Origin of the sequence: Runella defluvii (assembly GCF_014195535.1) — a bacterium.
In the GTDB taxonomy this organism is placed as follows: Bacteria; Bacteroidota; Bacteroidia; order Cytophagales; family Spirosomataceae; genus Runella; species Runella defluvii.
The window spans coordinates 159,509-174,249 of sequence record NZ_JACIBY010000007.1; the positions used below are offsets into that span (position 1 = coordinate 159,509).

Genomic DNA, 14,741 nt, shown 5'->3' on the forward strand with positions numbered 1-14,741 from the left:
CGCGGTGTATAAATCGGATATTCAAACTGATAAGTAATTACGCAAGAATGTTCTTTGGCGTTGCTTAAACAATACGATGAAAAATTACAAAAAAAATAGACAAGTTGTAGAAAATCTACTCATTGAGGATTTTGCTGCGGAGGGAAAGTGCATCGCCAAGCACGAGGGCGCGGTGGTGTTTATCGAAGGAAATGCGGCCCCAGGCGATGTGGTGGACGTTGAAATCTTGGCTTTCAAGAAAAAGAAATTTTACGAAGCGCGGGTGCTGCATACCCATTCGTGGTCAGAAAAAAGGGCGACGCCGTTTTGTAGTTATTTTGGCACCTGTGGTGGCTGTAAATGGCAGCACATTCAGTATGCAGAACAACTTCAATTTAAGTGGCAGCAAGTAAGTGATCATTTGCACCGAATTGCCAAAGTAGCGTTGCCAACCATCGACCCCATTGTTCCTTCCAAAGAAACGACGTTTTACCGCAATAAACTGGAGTTTACATTTTCAAATTTCCGTTGGTTTACTTTTGAAGAAATGGGGGATGGTACCGAGCTCGACCGCGACGCGTTGGGCTTTCATATACCAAAACGTTTTGACCGAATTTTGGACATAGAAAAATGTTACCTTCAGCCCGACCCTTCCAACGTAATTCGTAACGAACTCAAAGCTTTTTCCAAATCAAAAGGTTTTCGGTTTTACGACCAAAAAAACAACGTTGGTTTTATGCGGAATGTGATTCTGCGCACGGCCAATACGGGCGATGTCATGGTGATTGTGCAGTTTGCCGAACCCAATCAAGAGGACATAGACGCGACGATGGAGTTTCTGAAAGACCGTTTTCCCGAAATTACGTCTTTGCAATACATAGTCAATACCAAAGGAAACGATTCTTACTACGACCAAACGGTCATTTTGTACGCGGGCAAACCCTACATTGAAGAGCGAATGGAAAACCTAACGTTTCGCGTGGGGCCAAAATCGTTTTATCAAACCAACTCCGACCAAGCGTATGAGTTGTACAAAGTAGCGCGCGAGTTTGCGGGCTTGACGGGCAACGAACACGTCTATGATTTATACACGGGTACGGGTACCATTGCCAACTTTGTGGCCCACCAAGCCAAATCTGTGGTAGGGGTAGAGTACGTGGCGGAGGCCATCGAAGATGCCAACATCAACGCGCAAATCAACGGCATCACCAACGCGCGCTTTTACGCGGGCGATATGAAAAATGTTTTGAACGAGGATTTCATTCGAGAAAACGGACATCCCGACGTCGTCATTACCGACCCACCGCGTGCGGGCATGGACGAGCCCGTAGTGCGTACCCTTTTGCGCATGGAACCGACCAAGATTGTCTATGTAAGCTGTAATTCCGCGACCCAAGCCCGCGACTTGGCGTGGCTCGACGAAAAATACGCCGTGACCAAAGTGCGTCCCGTTGATATGTTTCCGCACACCCATCACGTCGAAAATGTGGTATTGTTGGAAAGAAAATAGAAAAATGCCTTTTTAGGAGCATAGAGGCTGTTTTATAGGTGTTTTTATTGGAAAATTGGATTGCGGGAGGATTTGTTCTTTCACCGTTTGATAAATTCTTCAATAAAAACACCCTTGATGTGGTTGATTTTCAAAACGAATAAATTATTATTGCAAGGCATAACGATACTTTTATAGGCTAAAACCTTCAAATGGGCAAAGAATATTCTTTGGCTAAGAATGTTAATGCTTTTTAAGAGAATTGTACTATGTCTTGTTAAAGCACCACATCAAACCATAAAGCGTTATGACTCAGACTACCTCATTGCCAATAATGGCGCCGAGTTATTCGATTGAGACGCGCCACAATTACACCAAGTTGTCGGCCGATTTGCTGATTGTACTAGTTGCTTTTTTGCTGGCCACCCAGCTTTCCCACCGCGTCTGGATTGGGCGAGACTTGCTGGTGGTGGGTGGGTTAGTGGTGGGCTGGTATGCAGCCTCCAAATTTACCCCACTTTACAACGACTTCCGAACCCTCACCTTTATCAACGAAGTGTGGGCGCTACTACCCAACCTGCTTTTCCAGTTTGCGATTCTGACCGTTTTCTTATTCTTCCTCAATGACACCAACTATGCCCGTACTTTTTCGCTGACGTACGTTTCGTTGTTGGGCACGTTGATTACGTTAAAGATGTACGGGCTGCGGAAAATATTCCACTATTGGAATGGCAAAGGTATTTACCAAAAGACCTTGGTCGTGCTGGGTGATTCTGGTAAGATGAATGGCTTTGTTGATTTTGTCAAAAAAAATAGCCAATTTGGTTACAAAGTAGTGGGGATTGCTCCCTTGCCAAGTTCGGCGGCGCGCGTCAATGAATGGGATGAAACCCTCCGCTATTTGGAGAAAGCGCATTCATTACATTTGTTAGATGAACTGATTGTTATCTCAGAAAATTTTGAAGAAGATATCGCCAAAAAAATTACCCAATGGGCTGATTCTAAGGGCGTACTGTTGCGTTTTACACCCCGCTTTCTACAGTTTCGGTCATCTCGTTTTACGTTGGAGTTGTTGGGTGGAAAACCCCTCATTTCGGTGCGAAATACCTTACTTGATACCGATTATTACTGGTTGATAAAGCGTTTGGCGGATGTTATTATAAGTACGTGTGTCCTTCTTTTGGTAGGTCTGTGGCTTGTGCCCCTTATCAGTCTTGCCATTGTGTTGGAGTCGAGCGGGCCGATATGGATTAAGAAGAGGCTGCTTGGCCAAGGAGGAAAAGAATTTGATTCTTGGGTGTTTAGAACCCAGGTTGAAAAGCAAAAAACGTGGATAGGGCGCATTCTTTTACAAACAAAATTGGACAAATTTCCGCGGTTGTTGAATGTTTTACGCGGCGAAATGTCGCTTGTGGGGCCTCAGGCGCACAAACGCTCAGAATATTACCAATTACAGTTGGCCACCCAAAATTACAAAGTTCGCTACCGGGTAAAACCTGGTTTGATGGGCTGGGCAGAAACCAACGAGGTGGAGATACAAGCGGGAACCGAGCCTGCCGTACTCCAGAAAAAAGTGGATTACGACATTTGGTACATCGAAAATTGGAGCTTGTTGCTCGACGGAGAAATTATGGTTAAGACCTTTTACAAGGTGGTAAGGAGTGTTATTTTTCGGTAAAAGAGTTTACAAAAGGACATTTTTGAAGTTCCCTTTTTGGATTAATTTGGCAAGATCAGCATCAAACTGATGGGCAACAAAAAGCTCCAAATGGCGGTCGTGGTGCAAATCAGTTCCTATAAAATCAACCAAATCGAGCTTAATAAGCTGTTGCGCGATTTTTTTGGTAGCTGGGCCGTAGTAGCCACATAACGAAGGTAAATTAACCTGCAACATACACCCCAATTCGTGGATGTGTTTGTAGGTGTTCATGGAGTGGTGAAGGTAATTGTAGCGCTCAGGATGTGCCAAAATCGGTTGGTATCCTTTGGTAAGTAGTTGGAAAATAACGGTTTCTAATTGCTGACTCGGGGCAACAAACGACATTTCGATGAGTACATACCGACGTGTCCCAAACGACAACAGGTCGTTGGCCGCTAGGAGTTGTTCAAAATGTTTGTCCACGAAGTATTCGGCAGCGGCTTCGATTTTGATGCCCAGCCCTTGCTTGCGGGCCTCTTGTTGAAGTTTTGTGAGGCCCGATTGAATGATGGACGTGGTATTGTTGTAGAGGCCATCGTAGATGTGCGGTGTGGTAATGACGCGTTGAAGCCCCATCTCCTGAAAACGTTGCAGGTAGCGGAGGGAAGTGGCAAGGTCGGGGCTGCCGTCATCGATGCCAGGAATAAGGTGTGAGTGAATATCCGTTTTGAGGAGTTCAAAGAGGGAGGTTGTAGATTTTTTCTTAAAGAAAGAGAACATAGAGTTTCTGATAAGTTGTCAAAAGATAGGGTTTTCTTTTGACTGGAATAAAGAACAAAAATAACGGTTTAAATTATCATTTATTTTCACTGAATGAATTATTCTCATTTTACGCGAAGCAACCTAACTGTTTTTCTGTTAGGATGTATTTTTTTGAGTTCACTCTACGGATGTATGAGCTCTAAACAAATTATCTATTTCCAATCATTAGATTCAACGCAGACAGTCCTGCTTCCACCCATCAAACCCGTGGTTGCCCGAATCGAACCCAATGATATTTTGGCAATTACCGTGGGGAGTTTTAACCAAGAATCCAACGAAATTTTGAATTTTGCCAACGTTAATGCCCTGACTACCACTAGTTTTCCAAATACTCAAGGTGGGGTAGGTAGGGGACAGCCATTAGGCTATTTAGTTGACTCAAGCGGACATGTTGAGATTCCGTTTGTAGGACAAGTGAAAGTAATAGGGCTTACCCTAGACCAAGCTGGAACTTTAATTCGTACCGAAGTAAGTAAATCCCTCAAAGCCCCTGCAGTCAATGTTCGTTTTTTGAATCATAAATTTTCACTTTTAGGAGAAGTAAATCGTCCAGGTACATACAATCTTCTGAACGACTTCACAACATTACCCGAAGCATTGGCAATGTCAGGTGACTTGACCATTTATGGCCAACGAACCAATGTTATGCTAATTCGTGAAACCGAAAATGGCCGTATCCTGACAAGGATTAATCTTTTGAACCGAGACCTATTTGGTTCCCCATATTACTACTTACACAATGGTGATGTGATTTATGTGGAACCAAGCAAAGCTAAGGCTACTTTTACTGACCGCTCTGTTCAGCTAGTTCCAGTAATTACCAGTATAACAACTACGGTCATTGTATTATTAAATCTCCTATTACGTTAGCTTCAAGTGTCTGTTATTTAGTATTTTAATGTGGTTTTTGTTATACCAACTTATCTATGGAAAATTTAGAGTTCTGGCTAGAAAAAGAAGAAGACTTTAATTTGAAGTTGTTTCTTTTAAAATATTTACGTTATTGGTACTGGTTTGTCATTGCTGTGGCAGTAGCACTTTGTGGGGCATTTTTTTACCTCCAATTGACCACACCCATTTATAAAGTAACAGCCTCCATGTTGATTAAAGATGAGAAAAAAGGAATGGGGGGTGGCAACGAAATGCTCAAAGAACTTGACTTGTTCAACGGCAACAAAATCGTAGAAAATGAGATGGAAGTGCTTAAATCTAGGTCGCTTATGGAGAAAGTCATTGATGATCTTAATTTAAGCGTTTCTTATTTTGAAGAGGGAACTTACCGCGACTCTGAACTTTTTCAAAAATCGCCTATCACTATCAACTATACTCAGCTTCAAGATGTTGCATTTGAGAAGCCGCTGTACGTAAAAGCAGTTGATAATCAGCATTTTAACCTAATGGATGATAAGCAACATGTTGTTGGGAGTTATATTTATACGCAACCTATTTCCTCCATATATGGTCGTTTTAGAGTTTTTCTCTCCCACCCTAAAATAGCAAAGGGGACACTCATTAAAGTTAGATTTAGCCATAAAGAAAGCCTTATAAGTTCGCTTATCGCACAAATCCAAGTAGAGCTTATTAATCAAAAAAGCACAGTTTTACTGCTATCTACAGAGACTTCAGTTCCAGATAAAGGAAAGTCTATTCTGGCAAAACTCCTTGATGCTTATACATTTTCGGCTCTTGAAGATAAAAACTTGGAAGCTAGTAATACCCTACGTTTTATCGAAGACCGCCTTAAACTCATCACGGGAGAATTGACGATTGTAGAAAAAGACGTGGAATCGTACAAAACTTCGCAAGGAATTACGGATTTAAGTACTGAAGCCAACCTTTTTCTCGAAAAAGTTAAAGAAAATGACACCAAACTCAATGAAGTGGACATCCAATTGAAGGTATTGGAAGGGGTAGAACGGTACTTGCAAAGTGGGCAAGGGACGGTGGCACCCGCTAGTTTGATGGTGACAGATCCCATTTTAACGTCTTTTATTGAAAAACTCAGCGAACTGGAGCTACAAAAAGAAAAAATGTCACGTTCGGTTCTGCCAGGTAACCCTTTCTTGGAAACCCTTAACACTCAGGTCGCCAACACCAAACAAGCAATTCGAGAAAACGTAAATAACCAGAAAAATGGATTATTGGTCACTCGTTCGAGTTTGGCGGGTTTAAACAAACGTTTTGAAAGCTCTATTAGCCGGATTCCGCGCAAAGAACGGGAGTTTGTGACTATCCAACGCCAACAAAACATCAAAGAAAATTTGTACCTATTGCTCCTCCAAAAACGGGAAGAAACGGCCCTTTCATACGCTTCTACGGTCACTGATAGCCGTATTGTTGATAAACCCTACTCGACGCCAGGGCCAGTTAAGCCCAATAATAAATTAATTTATGCCATTGCGCTGCTCGTGGGGTTGGTTCTCCCTGCGGGTGTCATAAATGTTCGTGAACTACTCAATGACCGCGTTCAGTCACGTAAAGAAATAGAAACCAAAACAGGTTTGCCGGTCTTTGGAGAGGTGTCACTCAAGCCCAAGGGTTTAAAAACCAATACTTTAGATTCCCAAAGTCGCAGTTTTATCAATGAGCAGTTTCGCTTGCTTCGTACCAATCTCCAATACATTCAGTCGGAGCAACCCGATAAAGGACAAGTACTGTTGTTTACATCATCCACTAGTGGAGAGGGTAAAAGCTTTGTTACCCTAAATTTGGCTTTGAGTATTGCTACCCTTGGAAAAAAAGTTGTCGTATTGGAACTTGACATGCGCAAACCCAAATTGACCAAATACCTCGGACTAAACCGTGAAAAGGGGCTTTCTAACTACCTTGCTGGGGCGGCCGACGCCATGGAGATTGCACAAAAGACAGATTATGACAATTTATTTTTGGCCTCATGCGGTCCCATTCCCCCCAATCCTTCGGAGTTATTATCGTCCAGAAAAATTGGAGAATTACTTAGTCTCTACCGAGAATACTTTGACTACATCTTGTTGGATACGCCACCCATTGGTTTGGTCACGGATGCCTTGGTGCTAGCTCCTTATATTGATACGTGTTTCTATATTGTGAGGCATGAGGTGACGGTCAAAAAAGACTTGACTATTTTGGCGGATTTGAAGAAGTTCAATAAGTTTAAATCCATTAATGTCATTTTCAACGGGGTCAATTACCGCAATAGCCAAGAATACCGCTATGGCTACGGCTATGGATACAAGTATGGAAAAGGGTATTATGGGTAGTTGATAGATATATACGCCTTTGAGCTAAGTGGCTGATTTCAATTCCATCGAAGATATAGCCGTGGACATAGTTTAATTGTTTCTTGGAATGTTTATGTATTTTTGCCGCTTGAGAAATATCTTGAAAAATTTAACAAAAAAGCATAGGTACTTACGTCTTTAGTGTGTATATTAGCAGTGCGAAACTAGTAGAAGTAAGCAAACCTTGAACTCACACACCAACGATTATGAGAAACAAAGTAGCAATAATAACGGGAGTCACAGGCCAAGACGGCGCTTACCTGAGCGAATTACTCTTGGCGAAAAGCTACACCGTTCATGGTATTAAGCGGCGGAGTTCCCTTTTTAATACCGAACGAATCGATCACTTGTATGAAGATCCGCACGTGGAAAACCCTCGGTTTATTTTGCACTACGGCGACTTGACCGATTCGATGAATTTGACCCGTATCATTCAAGAAGTACAACCCGACGAAATTTACAACCTTGCGGCCATGAGCCACGTCAAAGTAAGTTTCGACGAACCCGAATACACCGCAAACGCCGATGGCATTGGTACCCTGCGGATTTTAGAGGCCGTGCGCTTGTTAGGCTTGTCCCACAAAACCAAAATTTACCAAGCTTCTACCTCCGAATTATACGGGTTAGTACAAGCCATACCACAGTCCGAAACCACCCCGTTTTATCCTCGTTCGCCCTACGCAGTCGCCAAAATGTACGCGTATTGGATTACGGTCAACTACCGTGAAGCTTACGGGATGTATGCCTGCAACGGGATTTTGTTTAACCACGAATCGCCGCTGAGGGGTGAAACTTTTGTCACCCGCAAAGTAACGCGGGCGGCGGCAAAAATAGCTCTGGGGCTACAAGATGCGTTGTATATGGGGAATTTGGACGCCCAACGCGATTGGGGTCACGCCAAAGACTACGTGGAAGCCATGTACCTCATTTTACAACAAGAAACGCCCGAGGATTATGTGGTGGCTACGGGCGTAACCACCCGCGTGCGGGATTTTATTCGTAAGACTTTTGCCTTTTTAGGGATTACGCTCGACTTTACGGGTGAAAACGAAAACGAAATTGGCATCATAAGTGCGGTTGATACCGTACGTCTCGATGAACTGGGCATTGCCTTGGGCAATCACTTGGCACTTGGTACCGTGGTCGTGAAAATTGATTCTCGCTACTACCGTCCCACTGAAGTAGAATTACTGATTGGCGATCCGACCAAAGCAAAGGAAAAATTAGGCTGGACGCCGAAACACACGCTCGACATGCTCATTGCTGATATGGCGATATCTGACTTGCGGTTGTTTCAAAAAGATAAACTTTTACTCGAAGAAGGATTTAACGTCCTGAACTATTATGAATAATTCTCTTTTTGCTACTTTTCCATTCTTAGTAGAAAGAGCTATCAACGAAGGGCTCTAAATTACTCAACGTAATTTCCCCTCGCACATACGTTACCCCAAGCTAGGCCCATCCGGGACTGAAAGGGCGAAGCCGTAAAAAAAGTAGTTACTCGAAACCCGTTTTTGAGTAAGGTAGGAGAGGTATGCAAGTTTGCGTATATAGAAATACGTTAATTGATTTCGCCACAAACTAAGTCTATCCGGGACTGAAAGGGCGAAGCCATAAAAAAGTAGTCACTCGTCATTCACACATTCGACACTAGAAAATATGCCTTGGTTTGTGATTTATACAAAATCTCGGAGTGAGAAACTCGTCGCTGACAAATTGAAGGAGAAGGGAATTGAAGTTTTTTGCCCTATCCTCAAAATTAAGCGAAAGTGGTCAGATCGAGTCAAGACAGTAGAAGAACCACTTTTTCGGTCCTATTGTTTTGTACGCCTCGAAGAACAGGAACGTAGCAAGGTATTTGATGTGCATGGCGTGGTACGCTATTTGTTTTGGCTCAAAAAACCTGCCATTGTACGCGATTCGGAAATTGAAACCATCGAGCGAATGCTCGGCACCTACGACCATCAGGCCATCAAAGCCGAACGCTACGAGCTCAACACGCCCGTTACCATCAGTTCAGGCGCTTTTGCCAATGCCACGGGAGAGGTAGTGGGGCAACAAGGAAACGAACTGAGGATAATGCTGGATTCGTTGGGAATGGTGTTGAAGGTGGATTTGGCGAAGACACAGGTTGTTTTAACCCCACCCTAATTATGTCAATCATCCACGTCATACTATCTGGAGGAGTAGGCAGCCGTCTTTGGCCCTTATCGACCAAAGAGCGCCCTAAGCAATATTTGCCGTTGTTTGACGACAAAACGTTGTTTAGCCATACCGTAGAGCGTAACCGCCCCTTTTGTGAGCAGGTGATTGTGGTGGGCAACAAAGACAACTACCAATTGAGCCGCGAAGCGCTTGATGTGATTGGACTGACGGACTACACCGAAATCGTAGAAGCTGCCCCGCGCAATACCGCAGCGGCCATTGCGTTTGCGGCCTTTTCCGTGGCTCCTGGGGCCGTTTTGTTGGTAACTCCCTCCGACCACATCATCTCCAACGAGAAAGCGTATTCAAACGCGTTTAAAAGAGCTTTCCAGTGGGCTAAAAACGATTATTTGGTGACGTTTGGCATCACTCCCCACAAAGCAGAAACGGGGTATGGCTACATTGAATACAACGGAAACGAGGTGATTAGCTTCCGCGAAAAACCAGACATCGAAACGGCCACGCAATTTCTCGCATCGGGGAGGTTTCTGTGGAACAGCGGGATGTTTTGTTTTAAAGCCAGGGTATTTTTGGAAGAACTCGCTCAGTACGAACCTGAACTGTTTGCCGCTGCCCATCATGCTTGGCAAAATCAACAAGGTGGGTTTCTTCCGCAGTTTGAAACCTTAGCCATTCCATCCAAAAGCATTGACTACGCCGTGATGGAACGCTCTCAACGCATCAAAGTAGTACCTGCCACCTTTGAATGGTACGATTTAGGCTCGTACGAAGCCCTGTGGGACTATTTTGAAGCGAAAGGCCACGACCATCATTTTAGGGCCAACAACATGGTCTTACAAACGGGCCAAAAACACGTAGAATTGGTGGGAGTAGATGGGCTAGTAATAGTTGAAACCGAAAACACCATTTTGGTACTGCCAAAATCAAAATCTCAGGAGGTAAAAAGGGTGTACGATCGCCTCAAGGGATAAAAAGAAAACGCATGTCAGTAGCACACAGAGTCATAAAAAATACGGGGTTTTTGTACGCCAAAATGGGGATAACAATGTTTATTTCCCTTTATACGACCCGCCTAGTACTCAACTCGCTTGGCGCCGAAGACTTTGGAATTTTTAACATCGTGGGAGGTGCCATTGCCATGTTGGGGTTCTTAAACGCTGCAATGGGAGGGGCAACTCAACGTTACATGTCTTATGCTGAAGGGGAAGGGAATAAAGAAAAACTAAAGAAAATTTTTAATATAAGCACTGTATTCCACTTTTTGACAGCACTTCTATTGGGTTTTATATTAATTGTCGCTGGTTGGTTTTTTTTTAATAAGATATTAAATATTGACGCTGAGCGAAGTTATGCTGCTAAGGTAGTGTATTGTAGCCTAATAACAAGTACCGTATTTACTGTGATGACAGTACCTTACGATGCGATACTTAATGCCCATGAAAATATGCGCTATTATTCTGTTGTGGGAGTAATAGAATCTCTAATGAGGTTAGCTGTAGCATTCGCGGTAGTATATTCGAGCGAAGATAAATTGATTGTTTATGGTATTTTAATGTCATTCGTTCCGTTTATCACAATGATTATCATGCGTGTTTATTGCCATAGACGATATGAGGAATGTACTATTGCACCAAGGCTTTATTGGGACAAGCAACTTTCAAGAGAGATGGTTAGATATGCTAGCTGGAGTTTATTTAGGGCAAGTACTGGAATGCTATCTCAATATGGCTTAAGTATAGTACTTAACAGTTTTTATGGAACTCTATTAAATGCAGCACAAGGAATAGCAAATCAAATTTCAGGACAATTAGCAGTATTTTCTACTACTATGATGAAAGTATTGACCCCTATCATAAACAAGGAAGAAGGCACAGGGAATCGCAGAGTAATGATTAATACAGTAATGATAGGTACAAAGTTTTCTTTTTTTATATTATCAGTATTTATCATTCCATTTATAATTGAAACACCTTATATTTTAACAATATGGCTTAAAAAAGTCCCTGAATGGGCAGTTTTATTTACCAGATTACAGCTATTACGAAGTATGATTGAACAATTGTTTATATTAATGGAAAATGCAATAGCTGCGAAGGGAAATGTAAAAGAATTTACAATAAGTAAAAGTGTATTAAATATACTTCCAGTTATACTAACATATTGCTGTTTTTATTTTGGATATTCGCCGTATTTTTTATATTTAAATTGGATTATAATAGGTGGAATTATTGGAGGGGGGCTTTTGTTATACTTTACCCATAAAGAATGCGGACTATTGTATTCGGAGTATTTTATAAAAGTATTTAATCCATGCATTAAATTGTTATTAATTATGTTTATTTGTGGGTTATTTCCATTATATTTTATGCCAATTTCTTTCTTTAGACTCTTAATAGTGTGCTTTATTACAACAATGGCTTTTGTTATATCATTATATATGCTTTTATTAACAAATCAAGAAAAGATTATTATTCGTACTTTATTAAGTAAAATATTGAAAACAACTCAAATTAATGCTAAATTATCTGTCTAAAAAGAATATGAAAGGTACAATTATATATGCTTCAGGTCAAATGTGTAATCAATTTTGGATCTATTCTAACTTCATAGCAGATGCAATTGACACAAATGAAAGAGTTGGAATATGGGCGCCAAATTTTAATATTGAAGATTTTCCGAGTTTATATCATTCGAAATATGTGAGATTTCCATTTTTTATAAAGGGAATAATAAAGTATATTGGATATAAAAAATATAAAAAGTACGTTCAACCATTCCTTTCTGCAAGAATAATATTGATGCTTTGTTGTCTTTTAAGCAGAGTAATTCCAAGAATATCCTTTAAAATAATTGACATCTCATACATGAAAAGTAAGAATAGAGTCAAATATTTAAATCAATTAAAGGAGTTATTTGCACCAGATAAATATATTTTAGATGACGTGACTTTACTATTTAATTCCAAAAGATTGGAATACAACCAAATTGTTGGTATTCATATAAGACATGGAGATTATCGCACATTTAAGGGTGGTAAATATTTTTACCAGTTAAATGAGTATAAAAAAATCATGAAACAAATCATTTCCATGTTTAAAAGTGACCCTAAAATTGGATTCTTTATTGCATGTAATGAAAATATTAATTACATTAAGTTTAATGAATTTGATTTTTTTTACATTGAAAATCCAAACTCATTAAAAGATTTAATGGGACTTAGCCTATGCGATTATATAATCGGACCTCCATCTTCCTACTCTGCATGGGCCTCACTATATACGCACACACCCTTGTATTTTGTTGAAGATGTAAAAAGTGAAATATCAAAAGACAAGTTTATTCATATTGAGGATATTTGGTTTTTAAAATAGGAACATTTAAATATAATAATAGTATAACTACTATTATTAATTACTCTACATAAATTATTTTTATTATGACTCAGTCAGATTATAAGGAGAAGTATTTTCTAAACCCAAGCATAAAATATAACGGATATGCGTCTTATCCAATTCGATTATCAATTAGAAAGGCAATTGAAGAATTGAAAAATAAAATTGAGGGTGAAGTTATTGATATTGGATGTGGGGTTATGCCTTACAAAGAACTGTTGATTCAAAATAATAAAATATCAAAATATACTGGAATTGATTGGGAAGGTGGTTCTTACGAGCATATTTCAAAACCAGATTTGTATTGGGACGGGAGAAAAATACCACTTTCAGATAATAGTGTAGATTGGGTTATTGCTACTGAAATCTTAGAACACTATTTTGATACAAAATTAATTTTAGATGAAATAAAAAGAGTATTAAAGCCAGGAGGGAAATTATTTTTTACAGTTCCTTTTGTTATGACTTTACATGAAGTTCCATATGATGAGTTTCGATTTACACCATTTTCTCTGCAAAAATATTTTGAATTAGTAGGGTATAGTAAATATGAAATAAAGCCATTAGGAGGAATAAACTTTAGTCTGGCAATTATGTATGGGAATTGGGTACAAAATAAAAGTTTGTGTAAGGTATTGAGAAAAATATTGCCAATTTTACTACACCCATTTTATGTGCTTTTGATAAAAAAAGATTTGAAAACAGAGTTTATTAATTCTGCTTATCCGTCAGGGCTGTTTGGGTTTGTGGAGAAATGAAATCAGAGTTGAATATATTATTTATCTCTTTTGATGCAGATCCCCCTCATATGGGAGGAACTGCTACTGTTGTGAATGTACTTGCTAAAGCCTTTCAGGCAAAGGGACATTTTGTTGCATTGGGGTATTTTGAAGATTCAAATCATCCATCAGAGTTTTTTCAATACAAAATCAAATTAAATATAGAAAATAAAAAAGAAATAGAAGTATTTATAGCACAACATAAATTTGATATAGTTTACAATACACAGGCCATGAATACTGATTTTTTATTTCTAAGATCTTTATTTGTAGAAAATTGTAAAATTATTTCTGCTTATCATAATAAACCCCGATTGCGTTATCTGTCTTTAGAGTCATTAATGAATATTTATCACTCATCTAAGAATCCATTATATAAAATATATACTCTTGCAAAGATACCCTTGCTTCCTATTTGGAAATATAAATTACAAAAAGAAGAGAGAGTGAAATTTGCAAAAATGGTTGAGCATAGTGATAGAGTTCAATTACTATCTAAAAAATTTTATCCTACCTTCTTTGAAATTCTGCCAAAAACGCCAGTGAGTAAATTGATAGCGATTGGAAATCCTGTTGTGTTTGAAAATTTTTATCCTCATGATAAGTTAGTGGAAAAAGAAAAAAAAGTAATTGTTGTATGTTCAGTTAACTATCAAAAGAGGCCTGAATTAATGATTAAGATATGGTCAGAAATTGAAAAGGATGAAAATTTCATGGAATGGTCTTTTGACTTTATTGGAGGAGGTGATAGCTTTGATAGAATTATAAGAATGTCAGAGAAATTAAATTTAAAACGTATAAAGTTTTTGGGATATCAACAACCTGAAACTTTTTACAATAAAGCATCAATATTTATGATGACATCACGATATGAAGGTTGGCCAATGGTACTCATGGAAGCTATGCAAATGGGAGTAGTGCCAATTGTATTTAACAGCTTTGAATCTTTAGATGAAATAGTTGTTGACAAAAAAACTGGATATATTATTTCTAATAACGACCTAAAAGGGTTTGTAAATCGAATGAAATGGCTTATGAAAAATGAAAATATAAGGTATTTAGTAGCAAAAAATGCAATTAAAAGTTGTGAAAATTTTAGAATAGAAAAGATATATTATAAGTATTTGTATATTTTTAAAGAATTGCTTATTGAGAAAGAGAAATGATTTTGAAAAAAAATTATGTTGTGAAAATTTTAGAATAGAAAAAATATAC

The 14,741-nt window shown here is 39.5% G+C and carries 12 protein-coding genes; 11 read left to right on the forward strand and 1 reads right to left on the reverse strand.

All coding sequences use genetic code 11. The features are described 5' to 3' along the window. The first annotated feature begins 76 nt into the window (after positions 1–76). Together rlmD and FHS57_RS17715 are read left to right on the forward strand one after the other, a co-directional pair. Entirely contained in the window at positions 77–1,489 is a 1,413-nt protein-coding gene (gene rlmD, locus FHS57_RS17710; RefSeq protein WP_183976005.1) for a 23S rRNA (uracil(1939)-C(5))-methyltransferase RlmD, read from the forward strand. Positions 1,490–1,775: 286 nt separating this feature from the next. Further along, positions 1,776–3,146, forward strand: a complete 1,371-nt coding sequence (locus tag FHS57_RS17715) for a sugar transferase (RefSeq protein ID WP_183976007.1) — start codon at positions 1,776–1,778, stop codon at positions 3,144–3,146. A 6-nt stretch (positions 3,147–3,152) separates the two neighbouring features. Here FHS57_RS17715 and FHS57_RS17720 read toward each other — a convergent pair whose 3' ends face one another. Further along, positions 3,153–3,887 carry a tyrosine-protein phosphatase gene (locus FHS57_RS17720; protein WP_183976009.1) on the reverse strand — a complete coding sequence of 245 codons (735 nt, stop codon included), beginning with the start codon at positions 3,885–3,887 and terminating at the stop codon, positions 3,153–3,155. Between the two features lie 174 nt (positions 3,888–4,061). On the opposite strand from FHS57_RS17720, the gene FHS57_RS17725 reads away from it, so the two are divergent. The 9 genes from FHS57_RS17725 (at position 4,062) to FHS57_RS17765 (ending at position 14,692) form a co-directional block, all read left to right on the forward strand. Continuing rightward, positions 4,062–4,799 carry a polysaccharide biosynthesis/export family protein gene (locus FHS57_RS17725; RefSeq protein ID WP_229601378.1) on the forward strand — a complete coding sequence of 246 codons (738 nt, stop codon included), beginning with the start codon at positions 4,062–4,064 and terminating at the stop codon, positions 4,797–4,799. Positions 4,800–4,855: 56 nt separating this feature from the next. Further along, entirely contained in the window at positions 4,856–7,168 is a 2,313-nt protein-coding gene (locus FHS57_RS17730) for a GumC family protein (protein ID WP_183976011.1), read from the forward strand. A gap of 227 nt (positions 7,169–7,395) precedes the next feature. Beyond that, on the forward strand, positions 7,396–8,541 hold the full coding sequence (gene gmd / locus FHS57_RS17735) for a GDP-mannose 4,6-dehydratase (RefSeq protein ID WP_183976012.1): 1,146 nt from the start codon (positions 7,396–7,398) through the stop codon (positions 8,539–8,541). A 307-nt stretch (positions 8,542–8,848) separates the two neighbouring features. Next, complete coding sequence (locus FHS57_RS17740) at positions 8,849–9,340, forward strand: UpxY family transcription antiterminator (RefSeq protein WP_183976013.1); 492 nt, start codon at positions 8,849–8,851, stop codon at positions 9,338–9,340. A gap of 2 nt (positions 9,341–9,342) precedes the next feature. Beyond that, positions 9,343–10,326 (forward strand): mannose-1-phosphate guanylyltransferase, encoded by a 984-nt coding sequence (locus tag FHS57_RS17745; protein ID WP_183976014.1) that lies wholly within the window; start codon positions 9,343–9,345, stop codon positions 10,324–10,326. Between the two features lie 11 nt (positions 10,327–10,337). Then, positions 10,338–11,888 (forward strand): MATE family efflux transporter, encoded by a 1,551-nt coding sequence (locus tag FHS57_RS17750; protein ID WP_183976015.1) that lies wholly within the window; start codon positions 10,338–10,340, stop codon positions 11,886–11,888. Positions 11,889–11,895: 7 nt separating this feature from the next. Then, on the forward strand, positions 11,896–12,726 hold the full coding sequence (locus FHS57_RS17755; RefSeq protein ID WP_183976016.1) for an O-fucosyltransferase family protein: 831 nt from the start codon (positions 11,896–11,898) through the stop codon (positions 12,724–12,726). Between the two features lie 65 nt (positions 12,727–12,791). Next, entirely contained in the window at positions 12,792–13,505 is a 714-nt protein-coding gene (locus FHS57_RS17760; RefSeq protein WP_183976017.1) for a methyltransferase domain-containing protein, read from the forward strand. Continuing rightward, positions 13,502–14,692 (forward strand): glycosyltransferase, encoded by a 1,191-nt coding sequence (locus tag FHS57_RS17765; RefSeq protein WP_183976018.1) that lies wholly within the window; start codon positions 13,502–13,504, stop codon positions 14,690–14,692. Before FHS57_RS17760 ends, FHS57_RS17765 begins: the two co-directional genes overlap by 4 nt. Positions 14,693–14,741 lie beyond the last annotated feature (49 nt).

Coding starts and splice junctions, on each gene's coding strand:
- rlmD (WP_183976005.1), top strand. CDS start 77: ATGAAAAATTACAAAAAAAATAGACAAGTTGTAGAAAATCTACTCATT.
- FHS57_RS17715 (WP_183976007.1), top strand. CDS start 1,776: ATGACTCAGACTACCTCATTGCCAATAATGGCGCCGAGTTATTCGATT.
- FHS57_RS17720 (WP_183976009.1), bottom strand. CDS start 3,887: ATGTTCTCTTTCTTTAAGAAAAAATCTACAACCTCCCTCTTTGAACTC.
- FHS57_RS17725 (WP_229601378.1), top strand. CDS start 4,062: ATGAGCTCTAAACAAATTATCTATTTCCAATCATTAGATTCAACGCAG.
- FHS57_RS17730 (WP_183976011.1), top strand. CDS start 4,856: ATGGAAAATTTAGAGTTCTGGCTAGAAAAAGAAGAAGACTTTAATTTG.
- gmd (WP_183976012.1), top strand. CDS start 7,396: ATGAGAAACAAAGTAGCAATAATAACGGGAGTCACAGGCCAAGACGGC.
- FHS57_RS17740 (WP_183976013.1), top strand. CDS start 8,849: ATGCCTTGGTTTGTGATTTATACAAAATCTCGGAGTGAGAAACTCGTC.
- FHS57_RS17745 (WP_183976014.1), top strand. CDS start 9,343: ATGTCAATCATCCACGTCATACTATCTGGAGGAGTAGGCAGCCGTCTT.
- FHS57_RS17750 (WP_183976015.1), top strand. CDS start 10,338: ATGTCAGTAGCACACAGAGTCATAAAAAATACGGGGTTTTTGTACGCC.
- FHS57_RS17755 (WP_183976016.1), top strand. CDS start 11,896: ATGAAAGGTACAATTATATATGCTTCAGGTCAAATGTGTAATCAATTT.
- FHS57_RS17760 (WP_183976017.1), top strand. CDS start 12,792: ATGACTCAGTCAGATTATAAGGAGAAGTATTTTCTAAACCCAAGCATA.
- FHS57_RS17765 (WP_183976018.1), top strand. CDS start 13,502: ATGAAATCAGAGTTGAATATATTATTTATCTCTTTTGATGCAGATCCC.